Below are 19,590 nucleotides of genomic sequence, written 5' to 3' on the forward strand. Positions count from 1 at the left end.
AGACCAGCACGCCGCCCGCCAGCGCCGCCGCGACATAACCGGGCCACCGGTTGCCACCCTTGCGCGCGCGCCGTTCCCAGATCAGCTCGACATCCGGCAGAGGCGGCTGCTCGGGCGCACCGCCGCGCGGCGGGAAGCGCTCCTCCAGCCGCCGGATCAGCGCGGGCACACGCAGCAGCGTGTCGGTATCCTGCCTGATGCGGTCGGCAATCGCGCTTTCCGGGCCAAGCTCGTCACGGATCCAGTCGCGGACATAGGGCGCGGCCACGTCCCACATGTTGATCTGCGGGTCGAGCTGGGTGGCGATCCCCTCGACCATCACCATGGTCTTTTGCAGCAGCAGCAGGTGCGGCTGGGTCTGCATGTCGAAATCGCGGGTAATCGCGAACAGCCCGTCGAGCATCTGCCCGACGCTGAGTTCGCTCACCGGCTTGCCGCGCATCGGCTCGCCCACGGCGCGCAGCGCGGTCGCGAACTCGTCGACCGAGTGATAGCTCGGCACATACTGCGCCTCGAAATGGATCTCGGCCACGCGTTTATAATTGCCGGTGGTGAGGCCATAGAGGATCTCGGCCAGCCACTGCCGCGCGCGCCGGTCGATCCTTCCCATGATCCCGAAGTCGATCGCGACGATGGTGCCATCGGCGCGCACGAACAGGTTGCCCTGATGCATGTCGGCATGGAAATAGCCCGCGCTGATCGCCTGGGTGAGGAAAGCCAGCACCAGCCGCCGCGCGAGATCGGGCAGGTCGTGCCCGTCCGCAATCAGCCTGTCGGTCTGCGAAATCTTGATCCCGTCGATCCACTCGATGGTCAGCACCCGGCCATTGGTGCGGTCCCAGTCGATGGCAGGCACTTCATAACGGTCGATGGCGACCATCGCCTCGGCCAGCTCGGAGGCCGAGGCGGCCTCGCGGCGCAGGTCCAGTTCGCGGTTGGTCCAGCGCTTGAAGTTGGCGATGGTGAGCCGCGGACGCAGCCGGTGCGCCTCGCCGCCCATCGCTTCAAGGTGCGCAGCGGCCCATTCGTAGGTGGCGATATCGCGCTCGAACTTCTCGCGGATGCCGGGGCGCAACACCTTGATCGCCACAGTGCGCCCGTCGGTGGTGACGCCCTTGTGAACCTGCGCGATGGAGGCCGCCCCCACCGGCACCGGATCGACCTCGGCGAAGATGTCCTCCAGCCTCCGCTCGAACCCGCGCTCGATCTGTTCGCGGATCTTTTCGAAGGGGACCGGTGGCAGGCTGTCCTGCAAGCTGAGCAGGTTGCGCGCCGCATCCTCGCCCACGAGATCGGGCCGGGTGGCAAGCGTCTGCCCGAGCTTGATCGCGGCCGGGCCGATGGCCTGAAAGGCGGCGGCATAGTCGGGCTCGCGCGGTTGCACCGTGCCGAAGCGGGCGAGGCGGCACAAACGCTTGACCGGCGCAGGCGTGTTGGGATCGGCCTCGATCCCGCGCAGCGCGCCATGCCGCGCGAGCGTGCGGCCCCACTTGAGCAGGCGCCAGATATGCGTGGCGGGTTTGGTCATGCCGCGCACTCCCCTCCCGCTTGCGGGAGGGGCAGCGAGACTTGGCGAACCGCAGGTGAGCCTGGTCGCAGCGGGGTGGGCTCTGGCGAGCCCATGCCCACCCCCGGCCCCTCCCGCAGGCGGGAGGGGAGAACGGTCTCAACCATCACACCTTCCACCCCGAATGGATGTTCACCGCCCCGCCGAGAATCGTCTCGACCCGTGTGCGCACGAAGCCTGCCGCCTTGATCATCGCCTCGAACTCGGCCGGACGGGGGAAGCGACGGATCGATTCGGCGAGGTAGCGGTAGCTTTCCTCGTCATCGGCGATCAGCTTGCCCATCAGCGGCATCAGCCGGTGCGAATAGAGGTCGTAAACCTCCTTGAAGCCGGGCCAGTCGGTGCTGGAGAACTCCATGCAATAGAAGCGCCCGCCGTATTTGAGCACGCGGTGCGCCTCGGCCAGCGCCTTGTCGATATGGGTCACGTTACGAATGCCGAACACGATGGTGTAGGCATCGAACTGACGGTTGGAGAAGGTCAGCTCCTCGGCGTTCTGGCACGACCACACGAGGCCATCGATGCCGCGTTCCATCGCCCGTTCCACGCCCACGTCGAGCATGTCCTGGTTGATGTCGGAGACGATCACGTCGGCGCCGCAATCGGCCATGCGGAAGGCGATGTCGCCGGTGCCGCCGGCCATGTCGAGGATATGCTCGCCCGGCTGCGGCTTCACCCGCTTCACAAAGCGGTCCTTCCACAAACGGTGCATGCCGCCAGACATCGCATCGTTCATGATGTCGTACTTCTTCGCCACGCTGGAGAAGACCGCGCCGACGCGCTTGGTCTTTTCTGCGGGATCGACGTCTTCGTAGCCGAAGGATACCTGCTCGCTCATGCCTTGCCCTCTAGCGGTGCCGGACGCGGTGCGCCACCGGCTTGTTGCCGCCTCAGCGCCGCAAGGCCCAGCGCGATCCCGAGGCCGATCAGCGCGATGCCCACTGCATGATACCAGTGCAGCACCTCGCCCAGCAGCAGCGCCGAGAGAAAGGCCCCGAACACCGGCAGCATGGTGATCGACTGCCCGGCCCGCGCCGCACCGAGATGCGCGGCCGCATAGTTGTAGATGAAGTAGCTCACCAGCGAGGGGAACAGCGCCACATAGACCAGCGCCAGAACGGTGCCGGTGTTCCAGACGATGCGCAGCCCCTCGTGCCATTCCCATAGCGCCATCGGTGCATTCGCCAGCGCGCCGATGGCAAAAGTTACTGCCACAAAGCTCACCGGGGCGACCTGCGGGCGAAGCTTCAGGAACACCGTGTACAGCGACCAGACCAGCACCGAGACGAGCACCAGCGTATCGCCCCTGCCCAGATGCAGCGCCAGCGCACGCACCGGATCGCCCTCGAACACGATGAACACAACGCCCACCATCGTGGCCAGCGTGCCGACGATCTGCACCGCCCCGCTGCGCAGGCCGAACAGCAGCCGGTCAAGCACCAGCACCACGCCGGGCACCGCCGCCTGCAACAGCAGCGCGTTTGTCGCCGTGGTGAACTGAAGCCCGGAATAGAGCAGCGAGTTGAAAACGCCGATACCGAGCAGGCCCAGCAGCAGCACCGGCTTCCAGGCCCGTTTCAGTTCCGGCCAGTCGCGCCGCAGCGGCTTCACGGCAAACGGCGCGAGCAGCAGCAGCGCGCCGGTCCAGCGGATGAAGGCCAGGGTCAGCGGCGGGATCTGCCCGGCCACCGCCCGCCCGACAATCGAGTTGCCCGCCCAGAACACCATGACCAGCGCCAGCAGCGCCATCGCGCGATAGTTCGAATTGGATGCCATGGCGCTCTGTTTGGGGCTCGCCGGTAACGCTAGCAAGGCTTGGCGATGACAGAATGGCTTGGCCGCAGTAAATCAATACCATGCCCGAACTGCCCGAAGTCGAAACCACCGTGCGCGGCCTCGCCCGCTTCCTCGAAGGCGCGCGAATCGAGAGCGTGCGTCTCAACCGCCCCGATATGCGGTTCCCGTTTCCGCCCGATCTGGTGCAGATGCTGACCGGGGCGACCGTCTCATCGCTCGGGCGGCGGGCGAAATATGGCCTGCTCCACACCGACCGCGATTCGACCATGGTCTTCCACCTCGGCATGAGCGGGCGTTGGCGAATCGACCCCGAGACCGACGAGAAGCACGATCACCTCGTGCTCGAAACGCCGGGACACCGCTTTGCCCTCAACGATCCGCGCCGATTCGGCTTCGTCGATCTGGTGCAGACCGACCGGCTCGAAGGCTGGCGCGCCTTTGCCGCGATGGGACCCGAACCGCTCGGCAGCGAGCTGACCGCTGCCCACCTCAAGGCCGCGCTGGCGGGGCGCAAACAGGCAATCAAGCTGTGCCTGCTCGATCAGGCGATCGTGGCCGGGCTCGGCAATATCTATGTCTGCGAAGCGCTGTTCCGGGCGCGAATCGATCCGCGCAAAGCCGGCGGCACGGTTGCGAAGGCGGCGCTCGAACGGCTCGTCCCGGCCATCCGCGAGGTGCTCGAACAGAGCATTGCCGACGGTGGCTCCTCCTTGCGTGACTATGCCGCGCCAAACGGCGAACTGGGCTATTTCGCCACCCGTTTTGCCGTCTATGGCCGCGAGGGCGAGCCGTGTCTGCGCGAGGACGGCGGCACCATCGTGCGGATCGTCCAGGGCGGGCGCAGCACATGGTATTGCCCGAGGTGCCAGCGATAGGCGCTCGGGTTAGCGCCTTTGCTTGACCGAATCTCTCCATAGAGCTATGGGCCGCGCTTTCCAGCGGGCAGCCGCCTGCTTCCGCACGTTTACAACAAGAGACATCCGGGCGCGCTCCAGCGTTCGTGGAGACGAAGGACAGACATGGCCAATTCGCCGCAAGCCAAAAAGCGCATCCGTCGCAACAACAAGCGCGCCGAGATCAACGGCGCGCGCATGAGCCGCATCCGCAGCTTCGTGAAGAAGGTCGAACTGGCCTGCACCGAAGGTGACAAGGAAGCCGCTTCGACCGCCCTCAAGGCCGCCCAGCCCGAGCTGGCGCGCGGCGTTGCTCGCGGCGTGCTGCACAAGAACACTGCCTCGCGCAAGCTGAGCCGTCTGACCAAGCGCGTCTCGGCACTCTGATTCGCATTTCCGGCGGCGATGATTCGCTGTCGAAACGCATCAAAATCAGAACAAATTTGGAACGGGCCGGTGATCCTTTCACCGGCCTTTTTTTGTGCCTAGGGCTTTGCACTTATTGGCACTCGACAAAAGAGCGCGATTCCAACGATTCGCATTCCTGTCATATAACTATTGTTTGATATCAATATCTTAGACGGACGCCTGCGGGACCCCAAGGTGTCAAGCCAGTATATTTAGGATTTTTTACAGGCCCGCACTTGCCCCTCCCGCCAAGTCGTCCAATAGTCCTTTTGCGGTCAGCGCGGGGTCACCCCGGGCCGCTTACAGATCCAAATGCAACACGACCGGCGGCGCAGCATACGTCCGCGCCGTGCGGGGAGGTCGTGCCTGCGTATGGGGCAGCATCTGTCGGTTGGGCATTTTGAACAGGAATGACATGACAATGATACGGATGGGGCCACAGGCAGGACGCGTGCGCAAAGACAAGAACGGGAACAACGTGGAAAATATCGAGGAGAGCGAAGCCCTGGACCTCGCGGCGGACTGGGCTGACATCAGCCAGGGCCTGCGCAAGGACCTCGGCCACCAGCTCCACCAGCAGTGGATCAAGCCGATCCAGCTCGGCAAGCTCGACAAGGCCACCGGCACACTCGAGCTGTTCCTGCCGAGCGAATTTCTCGCCAACTGGGTGCGCAAGAACTATCTCGACCGCCTCTCGCTCGCCTGGAAGATCATCCGCGGCGGCGTGCGTCAGGTCGAGGTGAAGGTGCACCCCGGCCGTCGGCGGATGTCGGACATCAGCCTCAAGAGCCAGGACCACTTCGGCAATGTCGCCGCCAACGATCCGTCGCTGGCGATGGAATCGATCGGCGACGATGGCTTCACCTCCAGCGTCGGCCTCGACCCGACCCAGACCTTCGCCGCCTTCGTCACCGGCACCGGCAACGTGCTGGCCAAGAACGCTGCCGAGCGTATGGCGCAGGCCGAAAAGCCGCAGTTCTCGCCGCTTTACCTCAAGGCCGCCACCGGCCAGGGCAAGACGCATCTGCTGCACGCCATCGGCCACCAGTATCTGCGCACCTTCCCGCGCGCCCGCATTTTCTACTGCTCGGCCGAGCGCTTCATGGTCGAGTTCGTGCAGGCGCTGAAGTCGAACGAGATGATCGAGTTCAAGGGCCGTCTGCGGGGCTTCGACCTGCTGCTGGTCGACGACATCCAGTTCATCATCGGCAAGGCCAGCGCGCAGGAAGAGTTGCTTTACACCATCGACGCGCTGCTTAACGAGGGCAAGCGGCTGGTCTTCGCCGCCGACCGCGCGCCGCAGGCGCTCGACGGGGTCGAGCCGCGCCTGCTCAGCCGCCTGTCGATGGGTCTGGTCGCCGATATCCAGCCAGCCGACATCGAACTGCGCCGCTCGATTCTCGAATCGAAGCTGACCAAGTTCGCCCCGCTCGCGGTGCCCGAGGACGTGATCGACTTCCTTGCCCGCACCGTCAGCCGCAATGTGCGCGAGCTGGTCGGCGGGCTCAACAAGCTGATCGCCTATGCCCAGCTTACGGGTCAGGAAGTGTCGCTTCAGCTTGCCGAGGAGCAGCTGACCGACATTCTCTCGGCCAACCGCAAGCGCATCACGATCGACGAGATCCAGCGCACCGTCTGCCAGTTCTACCGCATCGACCGCGCGGAAATGAGCAGCAAGCGCCGCGCCCGCGCGGTGGTGCGTCCGCGGCAGGTGGCGATGTATCTCTCGAAGGTGCTGACCCCGCGCAGCTATCCCGAGATCGGACGCAAGTTCGGCGGCCGCGATCACTCGACCGTGATCCACGCCGTGCGCCTGATCGAAGACCTGCGCACCCGCGACGCCGATATGGACGGCGACGTGCGCAGCCTGCTGCGCCAGCTGGAGAGCTGATCCAGCCACAAACGCCCGTTCAGGCAGGCTGAGCCCCTCCCCCGCTCGTCCTGAGCCTGTCGAAGGACAGCCACCGCATCAGCCCAACTGTGGGGCGAACCTTGGTGCCTAGCCTTCGACAGGCTCAGGCTGAGCGGAAGGGCGGTTATTCCACCGCCTTTCCCGCGCTTCCCCACAAGCTTGCCCACAGCCGCGCCGCTCCGGTTTTCCCGGCGCGGTGCACAGGTTTGCCCACAAGCCATCCACAGAGCTACCCACAGCGCGCAAAGGTGACGGAGTTGACACCCCGTCACCCGCGCCGCGCCCACGCAAACCCCCAGAAATACGCGCCTTTCGAACGCATAGGCAAAGTTGACAGTGCCGCGCACTGAAACGCAACGCGCACCGTTATCCACACTATCAAAGATCGAGCACGCCTCCTGCCATTATCCACCAGCTGTAGGAAAGCTCTTCCCCGCCTTCTCCCGGCCACCTAGGGATGCGCCCATGAACTTCGATGCCGCCCGTCTCGACCGGTTTGCCCGCCATATCGTCCTGCCCGAACTGGGCGGCACCGGGCAGGTGCTGCTCAATCAGGCCCATGTGCTGGTGATGGGGCTCGGCGGGATCGGCTCGCCCGCGCTGCAATATCTCGCCGGGGCCGGGATCGGCACGCTGACGCTGGTCGACGACGACGATGTCGACATGTCGAACCTCCAGCGCCAGACCATTTACACCGAGCGCGACGTGGGCCACGGCAAGGCCGTTTCCGCGCGGCGCTGGGTGGCCAATTTCGACAAGGAGCTGGCGGTCACCATCTCCGACCGCCGGATCACGCCCGAGAATGCCCCCGCCATTCTCGAAGGGGTCGACCTCGTGCTCGACGGGACCGACAACTTCGCCACCCGCCTTGCCGTGTCCGACGCCTGCGTGGCCGCCGGGGTGCCGCTGCTCGCCGCTGCCGTGGGCCGGTTTCAGGGGCAGGTCGGGGCCTTTGCCGGGCATTTGGAAGGCGAGGCCTGCTACCGCTGCTTCGTCGGCGATGCCTTCGACGCCGAGGATTGCGACACCTGCGCCGAGGATGGCATGCTTGGCGCGATGGCGGGCTGGGCCGGCACCTTCGCCGCCATGCAGGCGATCCGCGTGCTGGTCGCGCCGCAGATGGGCGAACCGCTGTGGAGCAAGCTGCACCTGATGGACGGCCTCGCCCCCTCGCTGCGCACCCTCACCATCGCCAAGGACCCGGCCTGCAAGGGCTGTTCGGCCACGAGAGACTGATATGACCACCCTTCCCGCCAGCCACACCCCGCCTGCCCCCGCATGGACGCTCGTGATCCACGGCGGCGCGGGCACGATTCTGCGCCCCGACCTCACGCCCGAGCGCGAGGAGCGCACCCGCGCCGCACTCACCCGCGCGCTGGCCGATGGCAGCGCTATTCTCGAACAAGGCGGCAGCGCGCTCGATGCGGTGCAGGCCGCGGTGCAGGCGCTGGAGAACGACCCCGCCTTCAATGCGGGCCACGGCGCGGTGTTCACCGCCGAGGGCGAAATCGAACTCGATTCGGCCATCATGGAGGGCACCCAGCGCCGCGCCGGGGCCGTTTGCGGCGTGACCCGCACGCGCAGTCCGGTGTCGCTTGCGCGCAAGGTGCTCGACGATGGCCGCTACGTGCTGCTGGCAAGCGCCGGGGCGGACCGGTTCTCGCGCGAACAGGGCCTCGAACAGGCCGAGCCCGCCTATTTCGCCACCGATCGCGCGCGGGCACAGCTGGCCCGCTGGCACGAGCGCGAGGCGGCAGGCCTGCCCCATATCAACGACGAGAAGCACGGCACCGTCGGCGCGGTGGCGCGTGACCGGAGCGGCGCGCTCGCCGCCGCCACCTCGACCGGCGGCCACCCCGGCAAGCGCTTTGGCCGCGTGGGCGACAGCCCGCTGATCGGCGCAGGCACCTATGCCGACGATCGCGCCTGCGCGGTCTCGGCCACCGGCGCGGGCGAGTTCTATATCCGCGAAGGCCTCGCGCACGAGATCGCCGCGCGGATGCGCTTCCTCGGCGAGAACGCGCAGGAAGCCGCCGACACGGTGCAGGCCGAAACGCTGGCGCTCGGCGGCACGGGCGGCGTGATCGTGGTCGGGGCCGATGGCACCCCCGCATGGAGCTTCAACACCGAGGGCATGTATCGCGGCGTGGCCGCTGCCGGGGCCGAGCCGGTCGTGGCACTTTTTGGCGACGAATAGCAGGTTCCTGTCACCTGCCGGGTGACAATGCACGTGGGAGTTCCCAAATAGAGGCGAGCGCCCTCTCGCGCTCCCCTGCCTCTTCGTGCAATAATCGGATCACATGCCTAACGTCTTGACGCTTCTCACATGGCTTTCCCCATTGCTCGCCTGGGCGATGCTCGCGCTTGGCGCTCTGTTTCCCGTTCCTGTTACGCTGGTGGTGCTGGTGCTGGGTGCATCGGTGATCGCAGCGGTGCACCACGCCGAGGTTATCGCCCACCGCATCGGCGAGCCTTACGGCACCCTCACCCTCGCGCTTGCCGTCACCTTTATCGAAGTCGGCCTGATCGTCTCGCTGATGGCGGGCGCGGGTGAAGAAGCGGCCACGCTGGCGCGCGATACCGTGATCGCGGCGGTGATGATCATCTTGAACGGTATAGTGGGCATCTGCCTCCTGATCGGCGGCCTGCGCCATCACGAGCAGACATTCCAGCAATCGGGTGTGAGCGCCGCGCTGGCCACACTGTCGAGCCTGACCGTGCTCAGCCTCGTGCTCCCCAACTTCACCGTGACCGAGCCGGGCCCGGTCTATTCCTCGGGCCAGCTGGCCTTCGTCGCGATCACCTCGCTGCTGCTTTATGGCACCTTCGTCACCGTGCAGACCGTGCGGCACCGCGAATATTTCCTCACGCCGTCGGGCTCGGGGGATAGCGATGGCCCGGCGTCGATCCACGATACGCGGCCCTCGAAGCGGCAGGCACTGATCTCGGCGGGGCTGTTGGTGGCCTCGCTCGGTGCGGTGGTGCTGCTGGCGAAAGACCTGTCGGAGCCGGTCAGCGAACTGGTGGCGAGCCTCGGCGCTCCGCGCGCCACGGTCGGCGTGGTGATCGCGGCGCTGGTGCTGCTGCCCGAAAGCGTTGCCGCCGTGCGCGCGGCGCTCGCCAACCGGGTGCAGACCAGCCTCAACCTCGCGATGGGCTCGGCGCTGGCGACCATCGGCCTCACCATCCCGACCGTCGCCGCACTGTCGCTGATTGTCGATCTGCCGATCATGCTCGGCCTGTCGAGCAAGGGCATCGTGTTGCTGCTGCTGAGCCTGCTGGTGGCGACGCAATCGCTCGGCACGGGCCGGACCACGATCCTGCAGGGGATGGTGCATCTGGTCATCTTCGGCGTCTATCTGTTCACCACGGTTGTTCCCTGAGCAATCACCCGCCTGCGAACACCGGAAGGATCTGACACATGGCGCGCAAACGCCGCGACGACTGGGACATCGACGAGCCCGAAGAACAGGCCCCGCCGCCGACCTGCTGGCTGTGCGGCCGGCCCACGGGTGCTACGCTGGTCTGGCACCACCCCGTGCCCAAGAGCCGCGGCGGGCGCGAAACCGTGCCGATGCACGCGATCTGCCAGAACGCGCTGATGACGAACTTCACCAATTCGCAGCTTGAGCGGATCGGGATGGATGTCGATCAGCTGCTGGCTGAGCCGGTGATCGACAAGTTCGTGAAATGGGTGGCGAAGAAAGACCCCGACTTCCACGCGGCACCGGCCAAGAAGGGTCGCTAGGGCGCAGGGCGGAACGGGCAGCCTTGCGGAGCGTAGGAAGGATAGACCTTTCCAGCGCAGGATGCCCCCATGAGCAAGAACACCAACCGCCCCACCACCACCGATGCCGGCATTCCGGTGCAGAGCGACGAGCATTCGCTGACGCTCGGCCGCGATGGCCCCATCGTGCTCAACGATCATTACCTGATCGAGCAGATGGCCAACTTCAACCGCGAGCGCATTCCCGAGCGCCAGCCCCATGCCAAGGGCTCGGGCGCTTTCGGCCATTTCGAGACCACCGCCGATGTCTCGAAATACACGAAGGCCAAGGTTTTCCAGCAGGGCGCGAAGACCGATGTGGCGATGCGCTTTTCCACCGTGGCCGGCGAGCGCGGCAGCCCCGACACCTGGCGCGATCCGCGCGGCTTCTCGGTCAAGTTCTACACCGAGGATGGCAATTTCGACATGGTCGGCAACAACACGCCGATCTTCTTCATCCGCGATCCGCTGAAGTTCCAGCACTTCATCCGCAGCCAGAAGCGCCGCGCCGACAACGGCCTGCGCGATCACGATATGCAGTGGGACTTCTGGACCCTCTCGCCCGAAAGCGCGCATCAGGTCACCTATCTGATGGGCGACCGCGGCGTGCCGAAAAACTGGCGCGAGATGAACGGATACGGCAGCCACACCTACATGCTGATCAACGAGGCGGGCGAGAAGTTCTGGGTGAAGTTCCACTTCCACACCGACCTTGGCGACGGCAACGCTCACTTCACGCAGGACGAAGCCGACACCATGGCCGGGCAGGACGGCGACTATCACCGCCGCGACCTGTTCGACGCGATCGATCAGGGCAATTTCCCCAGCTGGACACTCAAGTGGCAGATCATGCCTTACGAGGATGCCAGGACCTACCGCATCAACCCGTTCGACCTGACCAAGACGTGGCCGCACGCCGATTACCCGCTGATCGAAGTGGGCAAGCTGGTGCTGAACGAGAACCCGGTCGACTGGGATACCCAGATCGAGCAGCTCGCTTTCGAGCCCAACAACATGGTGCCCGGCATCGGCCTGTCGCCCGACAAGATGCTGCTGGCGCGCGGTTTCTCCTATGCCGATGCGCACCGCCACCGGCTTGGCGTCAACTACAAGCAGATCCCGGTCAATTCGGCGCGCAATGCCGAGGTTCACTCCTACTCGCGCGCCGGGGCCATGCGCACGGTGAATGCGGTCGACCCGGTCTATGCGCCCAATTCCTACGGCGGGCCCTCGGCCCAGCCGCAGGTCGGCGGCGAGGCGACATGGTATGCCGATGGCGACATGGTGCGCGAGGCCTATACCCTGCGCGAAGACGATAACGACTGGAGCCAGGCCCGCGCTCTCGTAACCGAGGTGATGGACGATGCTGCGCGCGACCGTTTCGTCAGCAACGTCGCTGGCCATCTGTGCGATGGCGTCAGCGAAAAGGTCCTGTTGCGCGCGTTCGTCTACTGGAAGAACGTGGATACCGAGATCGGCGAGCGGATCGAAAAGGCCGTGCGCGACAAGCTCGGCGGCAAGTCGAAAGCTCCCGGCATGGCCTCGGCCAGGTCGACGACGGACGAACAGATCAGCCTGTCCGAAGCCGCCGAATAGGCGAGCAGGATCAGTTGCACCTGACGATGCGACTGCCCCGCCCGTTCACCCCGCTGCCACCTCCCGTGTAGCTCTCTGTGCAGGTCTGCTGGCGTGGCGGCGGCGTGTAGGTGCTGCTGCGGCTGCTCGAACTGGTGCTGCTGGGCCAGCTGGAGCTGTTCGAGCGCGAATTGCCCTGCGCATATTGGCGCGCGCGTCGGTCCATTTCCGAGCGCGCCGCCCGCGCAGCAGATGTGTTGCCCAGCATCCTGACGATCACCGGCAGGTCCTGCTGGCGGATATCGGCCATCCGCCCGGCGTCGGCTAGTCGGCCAACCGTGTAGTCGACCACGCTGGCAGTGCGTGCGTCTTCCAGCGCGTACATCACCGAGCCGCCCCAGTTACCCTCGGCGAGCCCGTTGTCGACCACCAGCATGTGCATGGCGGTGGCGGCACCGAAACGCCCGGCGCGCTCCTGCATGAGGCGGGCACGCGGCACCTCGCTGCAGGCGCGCGTTTCGCCGAGGCGGCAAGCGCGATCGAACGAAAGCAGATACTCGTCCGCATAGGTGCCAAGGGCAGGTTCGGGCAGTTCCTGCACGGCCGACATCAGATGAAAACAGGCGTAGATCACATCGCCCTCGCAAGCCGCGCGCGAGAACGGGATCGAGCTGGCGAGATTCCGATAGGGCGAGGCGGTATTCGCAAGCAACTGCGACATCGAATAGCAGGAGAACAGGTCCCCCTGCGCACAGCCGCGGCGTCCGGGCCCATTCACACTGCCCCAGTCGGTGTAGTCGGTGGCAAGGTCGGACGAACCGGATGCCACCAGTGCGGCATGCCCGCACATCCTGGCACCATCTGGCTCGACGCAGGCCGCGCTCATGATGCGGACAAAGCGCGCAGCGTCATAGCCTGGCCGACCCGGTGTCAGGATCGCCTTCTCCACCACGTCGCAGGCCGCCTCGTTGGCGCGCCGGCACAGCGGCTCGGCAATCTGCATGGCCCCGGCTGGGTCGTTGCGGTCCAGCAGGGCCTGAGCCTGCGCGACATCCTGCGCTTGTCCCGCCTGAGGCAAGGCCGTCAGGCCGATGGCAATAACCAGAAGGCGTGCAAATCTCATCGCGATATCCCCCGAACAGCGGCGTCCCGACACCTCACGCCCCAAATTCGCGCGTCGGCAGCAGGCTGAAGCATAGGCCTGACGGATAGGTCCAAGCCTGAGGCTCGGGCAAGCTCACGGCTCCGGAAGTCAGATTTCTTCAGGCAGCCAACGCCCGCTCTGCGCCCTTAGGCGCCGAGCACCTCGCCAACCCATTGCGGAACAAGCGTGCTGGCCGTGCCGAGCCGCGTCTCGTCGAACCAGTGTGACCCCGCGCTGCGCTCCAGATTGAGTTCGAGCGTACGCGCGCCGTGGTCGGCGGCTTGCTGCACGAAGCCCGCCGCCGGATAGACCGCGCCGCTGGTGCCGATGCTCACGAACAGGTCCGCCTCGGCCAGCGCTGCGAAGATGCGCTCCATCTGATAGGGCATCTCGCCGAACCACACGATATCGGGCCGCATGGCCGCCTCCCCGCAAGTGGGGCAGGCAGGCCCGTCGCGCAGCGTGCCCTGCCAGAGGTGCCGCGCGTCGCAGGCCCGGCACCATGCGCTCAGGGCCTCGCCATGCATATGCAACACGCTTGAGGCCCCGCCGCGTTCGTGCAGGTCGTCGATGTTCTGGGTGACGAGCAGCAGCTCGCCAGTGAACTCCCGCTCCAGCCGCCCGAGCGCCCGATGCGCGGCGTTGGGCTCGGCCGCCAGCACCTGCGCGCGGCGCTCGTCGTAGAAGCGCTGCACGAGGTCGGGATCACGCGCGAAACCTTCGGGGGTGGCGACCTCCTCGACCGGGTGGTCTTCCCACAATCCATCGTCGGCGCGAAAGGTGCGCAGGCCCGATTCGGCGCTGATCCCCGCGCCGGTGAGGATCACGATGTTGCGATAAACTGCCATCGCGCCACTATGAACCATCGCATCATGCAGGCAAAGGCAGCGCGACAGGAACGGGACGCACGATGACAGATACGCAAACAGCCCGGCTCACCACCCGCTGGGCCACAATGGACGACCTGCCCGCGCTCAAGGCGGTGATGCAGCGCGCCATCGACAGCCTTCAATCCGATGTCCTGACGCCCGAACAGGTTATCGCCAGCCATGCGGTGATGGGCCTAGATACGCAGCTGATCCGCGATGGCACCTACCTGATCGCCGAGCGCAAAGGAGAGATCGCCGGCTGCGGCGGCTGGAGCAACCGCGCCACGCTGTTCGGCGGCGATCACAGCACCGACCTCCGCAACCCCGAGCTGCTCGATCCCGCGCGCGATCCGGCCAAGATCCGGGCCATGTACACCGACCCGGCGCATGTGCGGCAGGGCGTGGGCAAGCTGGTGCTAAAGACCTGCGAAGAGGCCGCTGCCGCCGCCGGGTTCACCAGCGTCGAGATGATGGCCACGCTGGCGGGCGAGCGGCTCTATGCGGTGGCGGGCTATCACGCGATCGAGCGGGTCGAGGTGATGGCGGGCGAGGTTGCGCTGCCCTTGGTGCGGATGCGCAAGGCGTTGTGAGCCTTGTCGAAGGGCTGTCCTTCCTTCTAGACGGGCGCTGAAGGAAAAGCAGTCCTTCGACAGGCTCAGGACAATCGGGGTGCGTGTGGCAAGAATTGGAATCATCGGCAGCGCCGGACGCATGGGGCAGGCAATCGCTGCCGTGCTTGCGGCAAGCACGGAGCATGAGTGCGCAGGCGGGGTCGACAGCGGCGGTGATGTCGCCGCGCTGGCCGATGCGAGCGATGCGCTGGTCGACTTCTCGGCCCCCGGCGCGCTGGAGGCCAATCTCCACGCCGCCATCGGCGCTGGCATTCCGCTGCTGATCGGCACCACGGGCCTTGGCGAGGGCGAGATGACCGCCATCGACAACGCCGCCCGCGCCATCCCCATCCTGCAAACGGGCAACACCTCGCTCGGCGTTACGCTGCTCGCGCACCTCGTCGAGGAGGCCGCCAGCAAATTGGGGCCGGACTGGGACATCGAGATTGTCGAGATGCACCACCGGATGAAGGTCGATGCGCCCTCGGGCACCGCGCTGTTGCTCGGAGAAGCCGCAGCCAAGGGACGCGGGATCGATCTTGCGAGCAACACGGAGAGTGGCCGCCACGGCCACACCGGCAAGCGCGCCGAGGGTGCCATCGGCTTTGCCGCACTGCGTGGTGGCACCGTGGCGGGCGAACACATGGTCTATCTCGCGGGCGAGAAGGAGCGGCTCACCTTCACTCACCTGGCGGAGGACCGCGCGATCTTCGCCCACGGCGCGGTGAAGGGCGCGACATGGCTGATCGGCAAGGCACCGGGCCGCTATTCGATGAAGGACGTGCTCGGGATCTGATGACCAAAGACCAGATTTTCGAGTTCTTCCGCCGCCTCGCCGAAGACAACCCCGATCCGCAGACCGAGCTGGAATATGGCAATGCCTACCAGCTGGTGGTGTCCGTGGCGCTTTCGGCGCAGGCGACCGACGTGGGGGTGAACAAGGCCACCCGCGCGCTGTTCGCCAAGGTCGAGACGCCGCAGGCCATGCTTGATCTGGGCGAAGAGGGGCTGAAGGAGCACATCAAGACCATCGGCCTGTTCAACTCCAAGGCCAGGAACGTCATCCTGCTTTCGCAGCTGCTGGTCGATGAATACGGCGGCGAGGTGCCCGACACGCGCGAGGATCTGGTGCGCCTGCCCGGCGTGGGCCGCAAGACCGCGAACGTGGTGCTCAACTGCTGGTTCGGGCAGGAGACCTTCGCGGTCGACACGCATATCTTCCGGGTCGGCAACCGGACGGGGCTCGCCAAGGGCAAGACGCCCGAGCAGGTCGAGGCGAAGCTGGAGAAGCGCGTGCCGCAGCCGTTTCGCCTGGGCGCGCATCACTGGCTGATTTTGCACGGGCGCTATGTGTGCAAGGCAAGGACGCCCGAGTGCTGGCGCTGCCAGGTCGAGGACCTGTGCAGTTTCCGGAAGAAGGTGCTGGAGAAGCCGAAGGGGCGGTGAGCGCTACTACTTGGAGAATCCTATATGTCGATTGGAAGCTTTCCCGGAGATCAAGTACCCGACGTTCGTGAGTACGAAGGGCAAATTCTAATTTGGTCAGGAGACCATAATGACGCAAATGGTGTGCTTTTTTCAGCGCGTGCGGGCCTAGATGTTGGACTCAATTGCCTAAATATTGCATCAAAACTGCTCAAAAATCCAATCACACCTTTAAAAACAGAACTGAGAATCGAAGACGCAAAAAACCCAACAGAAGATATAGCCGGAAGACTCTTAATAAACATCGAGGACGCTCCGTTCGAAGTTGTTCTAACGGGCACGCAAATTTGCGAATTCGCAGCAACTTTTAATGCAATGGCTAAAAATTTAGATTGAACCCCTAAGCCGGCACAATGTTCGTAATTTTCTAGCGCACGCTAAACAATTTTCTAGCGCACGCTAAACATCGTCCGCCGAAATCATCTCTTCGCGATCGATCTCGCCCGTCATCACCGCCACCGTAGTCGCGACAGCAGCATCGCCGGTGACGTTGGTGGTGGTGCGCATCATGTCCATGATCCGGTCGACGCCCGCCACGAAGGCGATCGTCTCCAGCGGCACGCCCACCGCGCCGAACACCAGCGCCATCATGATCAGCCCTGCCCCCGGAATCCCCGCCGCGCCCACCGCGCCCAGCGTGGCGAGAATCGAGATCGTGAAATAGTCGCCCCACGACAGATCGACCCCGAAAATCTGCGCCCCGAACAGTGTCGCCAGCCCGAGGTACATCGCCGTGCCATTCATATTGATCGTCGCGCCCAGCGAAATGACGAAACTCGCCACCGAGTTCGAAATGCCGAGGTTACGCTCGGCGCAGCGCAGCGTCACCGGCAGCGTGGCGTTGGAGGAGGCGGTCGAATAGCTCACCGCAATGGCATCGACCATGCCGCGGAAAAAATCGCCCACCGGCAGCTTGGCCAGGAACTTGATCATCGCGCCATAGATCAGGCCGATGATGAGGAAGCAGCCGAGGTAGTTGAGGAATACCAGCTTGCCGAGCGCCTCCAGCGCATCGAACCCCAGGGTGCCCGCCACCCAGGCCATCAGCGCGAAGACGCCGAACGGGGTGAGTTCCATCACCACCATCGTCACCTTCTGCATCACCACCGCGCCGCTATCGAAAAGTTTCAGGACCGGCACGCCCTCTTCCCTGGCCATCAGGATGCCCGCCCCGATCAGCACCGAGAAGATGATCAGCGGCAGCACATTGACATCGGCCATCACCTGCACCGGGCTCTGCGGCACCATCGAGAGCACCATCGAACGCCAGTCGGCCTCGCGCGGTTCGGGCACCGCGCCCATCTCGATCATCGAGGTATCGACGCCCACACCCGGCTGCACGAAGGTGCCCAGCGCCAGCCCCAGCCACACCGCGATCTGCCCCGTCACCACGAACAGCAGCATCGCCCGCCAGCCGACCGAGCCGAGCTTGCGCAGGTCGCCGATCGAGGCGATCCCGGCCACCAGGCTGAAGAAGATCAGCGGCACCACCAGCATCTTGATGAAGGCGACGAACACGTCGCCCACGATCTTGATCGCTTCTGCCCCCGGCCCCCACAGGTGCCCGACGAGAATGCCGAGCACCAGAGCGGCAATCACGCGCTGCCAGAGCGGGGTGGCAAACCAGAAGCGCATGCACAAATCTCCTAGGAATTGAGGGCGGAGGTTAGAATCCTTCTGTAGATTGCCGTGAGTTTGTGCAGATCGTCAACCGCTACGGCCTCATCGGTCTTGTGCATCGTCGCGTTGACGAGGCCGAATTCGATCACCGGCGCGAGATCCTTGAGGAAGCGCGCATCCGAAGTGCCGCCACTGGTGGAAGCCTCGGGCACGATGCCGGTCTCGGCCTCGATCGCCTTGGCCATCATGTCGGAGAAGCTCCCCGGCGGAGTGAGGAAGCTCTCGCCCGAGATCACGGGCCGCGCCGCTCCGCCATGCCGCTCGGCGATGGCGCTGACCCGTTCACTGAGCGAGGCGCCCGTGTGCAGGTCGTTGAAGCGTATCGAGATGCGCGCTGAGGCCTTGCCGGGGATCACGTTGTGCGCCTTGTTCGGCACGTTGATCTCGGTGATTTCGAGGTTGCTGGGCTGGAACCAGTCGGTCCCCTCGTCGAGCACCAGCGCGTCCAGTTCGGCCAGCATCGCGACGAGTTTCGGCAGCGGATTGTCGGCCAGGTGCGGATAGGCGACGTGCCCCTGCGCGCCCTCCACCTCAAGCCAGATGTTGACCGAGCCGCGCCGCCCGATCTTCATCATGTCGCCGAGCCGGTTCACGCTGGTCGGCTCACCGACGAGGATCAGATCGGGAATGGTCTGGCGCGCAACCATAAAATCGATCAGCGCGCGGGTGCCGTGAAGCGCCGGACCTTCCTCGTCGCCGGTGATGATGAGGCTCACGGTGCCTGCCTCGGCGGGGATGTCGGCCATTGCGGCGATGAAGCAGGCCACCGCCCCCTTCATATCGACCGCGCCGCGCCCATAAAGCAGTTCGCCGCCCGGCACCTGCCGCAACTCGGGTTCGAACGGATCGCAAGACCAGCCCTCTCCCGGCGGCACCACGTCGACATGCCCGGCAAAGGCGAAGTGCTTGCTGCCCTCTGGCCCGTGCCGAATGGCGAACAGGTTTTCGACCGGTTCCTCGTCGCTGCCTTCCGCGCCCTCGCCGCGGATGAACCGCTCGACCGTGAAGCCAAGAGGCACGAGCATGGCCTCAAGCACGTCGAACACCTGCCCGCGCGCCGGGGTCACACTGGGGGCGGCGAGCAGCGCCCGCGTCAGGGCAACAGGATCGGCGCTCATGCGGTGGCTCCCACGTCGAAGGCGGAAATCGTCCATTCCTCGGCCTCGGCTGCCGCCCGCCATTCCTGCATCCAGTCGTGCTCCCAGATCGCCTCGATATAGGCCTGCGCGAAGCCGGGAACGGGAATGCCGTAGGTCAGGAAGCGGCTGACCACCGGGGCATAGAAGATGTCGGCAGCGCTGAAGGTGCCGAACAGAAACGGTCCGCCCGTGCCGAACCGCGCCCGCGCCTCGGCCCAAAGGCCGAGAATCCGCACGATGTCGCCCTTCGCATCGTTACCCAGCTTGACCTGCCCCCGTGCGCGCAGGTTCATCGGGCACTGATGGCGCAGTGCATGGTAGGAGCTGTGCATCTCGGCCACCATGGCACGGGCCATGGCGCGCGGCTCGTCGGCCTTGGGCCAGAACCGGTCGCGTCCGACCTTGTCGGCAAGGTATTCGAGGATGGCGAGGCTGTCCCACACCACTACGTCGCCGTCCCACAGCAAGGGCACCTTGCCGCCCGAGGGCTGGAACTCGCCTTGCTGGCGTTTGGTCGCCTCCCACTCCTCGCCATAGAGCGCCACGGTCAGCTCCTCGAAGGCGAGCCCGCTCTGCTTGGCGGCGAGCCAGCCGCGCAGCGACCAGCTCGAATAGTTCTTGTTCCCGATAATGAGCTTCATCTGTCGCGCCTGGCCCCCTGTTGCGGCGCAACTAGCTAATCGTTCAGAATCAAACTGTCTAGCATGAACGAGCCCGGCAGAAAGCCGCGTGAATACGGGGTGC

Annotated in this window: 20 protein-coding genes; 12 read left to right on the top strand and 8 right to left on the bottom strand. The window is 65.3% G+C overall.

Annotation, left to right across the window (positions count from 1 at the left end; translation table 11 throughout):
* The 3 genes from ubiB to D2V17_RS00760 all read right to left on the bottom strand — a co-directional run.
* The coding region (ubiB, locus tag D2V17_RS00750) for a 2-polyprenylphenol 6-hydroxylase (RefSeq protein ID WP_119591240.1) at positions 1–1,528 on the bottom strand (1,528 nt) is incomplete at its 3' end.
* 145 nt (positions 1,529–1,673) lie between these two features.
* Positions 1,674–2,405: a class I SAM-dependent methyltransferase gene (locus D2V17_RS00755; protein WP_119591241.1), complete on the bottom strand. Its 732-nt coding sequence runs from the start codon at positions 2,403–2,405 to the stop codon at positions 1,674–1,676.
* A complete protein-coding gene (locus tag D2V17_RS00760) occupies positions 2,402–3,343 on the bottom strand; it encodes a DMT family transporter (protein WP_119591242.1) in 942 nt (313 codons plus the stop codon). The genes D2V17_RS00755 and D2V17_RS00760 overlap by 4 nt, the downstream gene beginning before the upstream one ends.
* Before the next feature lie 80 nt (positions 3,344–3,423).
* Between D2V17_RS00760 and mutM the strand changes: the two genes are divergently transcribed.
* The 8 genes from mutM to D2V17_RS00800 all read left to right on the top strand — a co-directional run bounded on the left by mutM (position 3,424) and on the right by D2V17_RS00800 (position 11,939).
* The gene (gene mutM, locus D2V17_RS00765; RefSeq protein WP_119591243.1) at positions 3,424–4,239 is read left to right on the top strand and encodes a bifunctional DNA-formamidopyrimidine glycosylase/DNA-(apurinic or apyrimidinic site) lyase; all 816 of its coding nucleotides are present in this window, start codon (positions 3,424–3,426) and stop codon (positions 4,237–4,239) included.
* Positions 4,240–4,383: 144 nt separating this feature from the next.
* Complete coding sequence (gene rpsT, locus D2V17_RS00770; protein WP_119591244.1) at positions 4,384–4,644, top strand: 30S ribosomal protein S20; 261 nt, start codon at positions 4,384–4,386, stop codon at positions 4,642–4,644.
* Positions 4,645–5,095: 451 nt separating this feature from the next.
* Entirely contained in the window at positions 5,096–6,556 is a 1,461-nt protein-coding gene (gene dnaA, locus D2V17_RS00775) for a chromosomal replication initiator protein DnaA (RefSeq protein ID WP_119591245.1), read from the top strand.
* 486 nt (positions 6,557–7,042) lie between these two features.
* Entirely contained in the window at positions 7,043–7,813 is a 771-nt protein-coding gene (locus D2V17_RS00780) for a HesA/MoeB/ThiF family protein (protein WP_119591246.1), read from the top strand.
* Position 7,814: 1 nt separating this feature from the next.
* On the top strand, positions 7,815–8,774 hold the full coding sequence (locus D2V17_RS00785; protein ID WP_119591247.1) for an isoaspartyl peptidase/L-asparaginase family protein: 960 nt from the start codon (positions 7,815–7,817) through the stop codon (positions 8,772–8,774).
* 103 nt (positions 8,775–8,877) lie between these two features.
* Positions 8,878–9,960: a calcium:cation antiporter gene (locus D2V17_RS00790; protein WP_119591248.1), complete on the top strand. Its 1,083-nt coding sequence runs from the start codon at positions 8,878–8,880 to the stop codon at positions 9,958–9,960.
* A gap of 38 nt (positions 9,961–9,998) precedes the next feature.
* Entirely contained in the window at positions 9,999–10,325 is a 327-nt protein-coding gene (locus D2V17_RS00795) for a hypothetical protein (protein WP_119591249.1), read from the top strand.
* A 69-nt stretch (positions 10,326–10,394) separates the two neighbouring features.
* Positions 10,395–11,939: a catalase gene (locus D2V17_RS00800; protein WP_119591250.1), complete on the top strand. Its 1,545-nt coding sequence runs from the start codon at positions 10,395–10,397 to the stop codon at positions 11,937–11,939.
* Between the two features lie 10 nt (positions 11,940–11,949).
* Here the strand turns inward: D2V17_RS00800 and D2V17_RS00805 are convergent, their stop codons facing one another.
* Positions 11,950–13,041, bottom strand: a complete 1,092-nt coding sequence (locus D2V17_RS00805; RefSeq protein ID WP_191229006.1) for a hypothetical protein — start codon at positions 13,039–13,041, stop codon at positions 11,950–11,952.
* 167 nt (positions 13,042–13,208) lie between these two features.
* Complete coding sequence (locus tag D2V17_RS00810) at positions 13,209–13,910, bottom strand: NAD-dependent deacylase (protein ID WP_119591252.1); 702 nt, start codon at positions 13,908–13,910, stop codon at positions 13,209–13,211.
* 62 nt (positions 13,911–13,972) lie between these two features.
* On the opposite strand from D2V17_RS00810, the gene D2V17_RS00815 reads away from it, so the two are divergent.
* The 4 genes from D2V17_RS00815 (at position 13,973) to D2V17_RS20875 (ending at position 16,363) form a co-directional block, all read left to right on the top strand.
* Positions 13,973–14,521 carry a GNAT family N-acetyltransferase gene (locus D2V17_RS00815; RefSeq protein ID WP_119591253.1) on the top strand — a complete coding sequence of 183 codons (549 nt, stop codon included), beginning with the start codon at positions 13,973–13,975 and terminating at the stop codon, positions 14,519–14,521.
* Positions 14,522–14,606: 85 nt separating this feature from the next.
* A complete protein-coding gene (dapB, locus tag D2V17_RS00820; RefSeq protein WP_119591300.1) occupies positions 14,607–15,338 on the top strand; it encodes a 4-hydroxy-tetrahydrodipicolinate reductase in 732 nt (243 codons plus the stop codon).
* Positions 15,338–15,988: an endonuclease III gene (nth, locus tag D2V17_RS00825; RefSeq protein WP_119591254.1), complete on the top strand. Its 651-nt coding sequence runs from the start codon at positions 15,338–15,340 to the stop codon at positions 15,986–15,988. The genes dapB and nth overlap by 1 nt, the downstream gene beginning before the upstream one ends.
* Before the next feature lie 24 nt (positions 15,989–16,012).
* Positions 16,013–16,363 carry a hypothetical protein gene (locus D2V17_RS20875; protein ID WP_147367149.1) on the top strand — a complete coding sequence of 117 codons (351 nt, stop codon included), beginning with the start codon at positions 16,013–16,015 and terminating at the stop codon, positions 16,361–16,363.
* Between the two features lie 63 nt (positions 16,364–16,426).
* Here the strand turns inward: D2V17_RS20875 and D2V17_RS00830 are convergent, their stop codons facing one another.
* The 3 genes from D2V17_RS00830 to D2V17_RS00840 are packed head-to-tail and all read right to left on the bottom strand — an operon-like array spanning position 16,427 to position 19,487.
* The gene (locus D2V17_RS00830) at positions 16,427–17,662 is read right to left on the bottom strand and encodes a dicarboxylate/amino acid:cation symporter (protein WP_119591255.1); all 1,236 of its coding nucleotides are present in this window, start codon (positions 17,660–17,662) and stop codon (positions 16,427–16,429) included.
* Between the two features lie 11 nt (positions 17,663–17,673).
* Positions 17,674–18,825 carry a succinyl-diaminopimelate desuccinylase gene (gene dapE, locus D2V17_RS00835; RefSeq protein WP_119591256.1) on the bottom strand — a complete coding sequence of 384 codons (1,152 nt, stop codon included), beginning with the start codon at positions 18,823–18,825 and terminating at the stop codon, positions 17,674–17,676.
* On the bottom strand, positions 18,822–19,487 hold the full coding sequence (locus tag D2V17_RS00840; RefSeq protein WP_119591257.1) for a glutathione S-transferase family protein: 666 nt from the start codon (positions 19,485–19,487) through the stop codon (positions 18,822–18,824). The genes dapE and D2V17_RS00840 overlap by 4 nt, the downstream gene beginning before the upstream one ends.
* Between the last annotated feature and the right edge of the window lie 103 nt (positions 19,488–19,590).

This window comes from Aurantiacibacter xanthus, assembly GCF_003584015.1.
GTDB classification, from domain to species: Bacteria; Pseudomonadota; Alphaproteobacteria; order Sphingomonadales; family Sphingomonadaceae; genus Alteraurantiacibacter; species Alteraurantiacibacter xanthus.

Bases quoted from the DNA above. Each gene is read 5' to 3' on its own strand.
- D2V17_RS00755 (WP_119591241.1), bottom strand. From the start codon at position 2,405: ATGAGCGAGCAGGTATCCTTCGGCTACGAAGACGTCGATCCCGCAGAA.
- D2V17_RS00760 (WP_119591242.1), bottom strand. From the start codon at position 3,343: ATGGCATCCAATTCGAACTATCGCGCGATGGCGCTGCTGGCGCTGGTC.
- mutM (WP_119591243.1), top strand. From the start codon at position 3,424: ATGCCCGAACTGCCCGAAGTCGAAACCACCGTGCGCGGCCTCGCCCGC.
- rpsT (WP_119591244.1), top strand. From the start codon at position 4,384: ATGGCCAATTCGCCGCAAGCCAAAAAGCGCATCCGTCGCAACAACAAG.
- dnaA (WP_119591245.1), top strand. From the start codon at position 5,096: ATGGGGCCACAGGCAGGACGCGTGCGCAAAGACAAGAACGGGAACAAC.
- D2V17_RS00780 (WP_119591246.1), top strand. From the start codon at position 7,043: ATGAACTTCGATGCCGCCCGTCTCGACCGGTTTGCCCGCCATATCGTC.
- D2V17_RS00785 (WP_119591247.1), top strand. From the start codon at position 7,815: ATGACCACCCTTCCCGCCAGCCACACCCCGCCTGCCCCCGCATGGACG.
- D2V17_RS00790 (WP_119591248.1), top strand. From the start codon at position 8,878: ATGCCTAACGTCTTGACGCTTCTCACATGGCTTTCCCCATTGCTCGCC.
- D2V17_RS00795 (WP_119591249.1), top strand. From the start codon at position 9,999: ATGGCGCGCAAACGCCGCGACGACTGGGACATCGACGAGCCCGAAGAA.
- D2V17_RS00800 (WP_119591250.1), top strand. From the start codon at position 10,395: ATGAGCAAGAACACCAACCGCCCCACCACCACCGATGCCGGCATTCCG.
- D2V17_RS00805 (WP_191229006.1), bottom strand. From the start codon at position 13,041: ATGAGATTTGCACGCCTTCTGGTTATTGCCATCGGCCTGACGGCCTTG.
- D2V17_RS00810 (WP_119591252.1), bottom strand. From the start codon at position 13,910: ATGGCAGTTTATCGCAACATCGTGATCCTCACCGGCGCGGGGATCAGC.
- D2V17_RS00815 (WP_119591253.1), top strand. From the start codon at position 13,973: ATGACAGATACGCAAACAGCCCGGCTCACCACCCGCTGGGCCACAATG.
- nth (WP_119591254.1), top strand. From the start codon at position 15,338: ATGACCAAAGACCAGATTTTCGAGTTCTTCCGCCGCCTCGCCGAAGAC.
- D2V17_RS20875 (WP_147367149.1), top strand. From the start codon at position 16,013: ATGTCGATTGGAAGCTTTCCCGGAGATCAAGTACCCGACGTTCGTGAG.
- D2V17_RS00830 (WP_119591255.1), bottom strand. From the start codon at position 17,662: ATGCGCTTCTGGTTTGCCACCCCGCTCTGGCAGCGCGTGATTGCCGCT.
- dapE (WP_119591256.1), bottom strand. From the start codon at position 18,825: ATGAGCGCCGATCCTGTTGCCCTGACGCGGGCGCTGCTCGCCGCCCCC.
- D2V17_RS00840 (WP_119591257.1), bottom strand. From the start codon at position 19,487: ATGAAGCTCATTATCGGGAACAAGAACTATTCGAGCTGGTCGCTGCGC.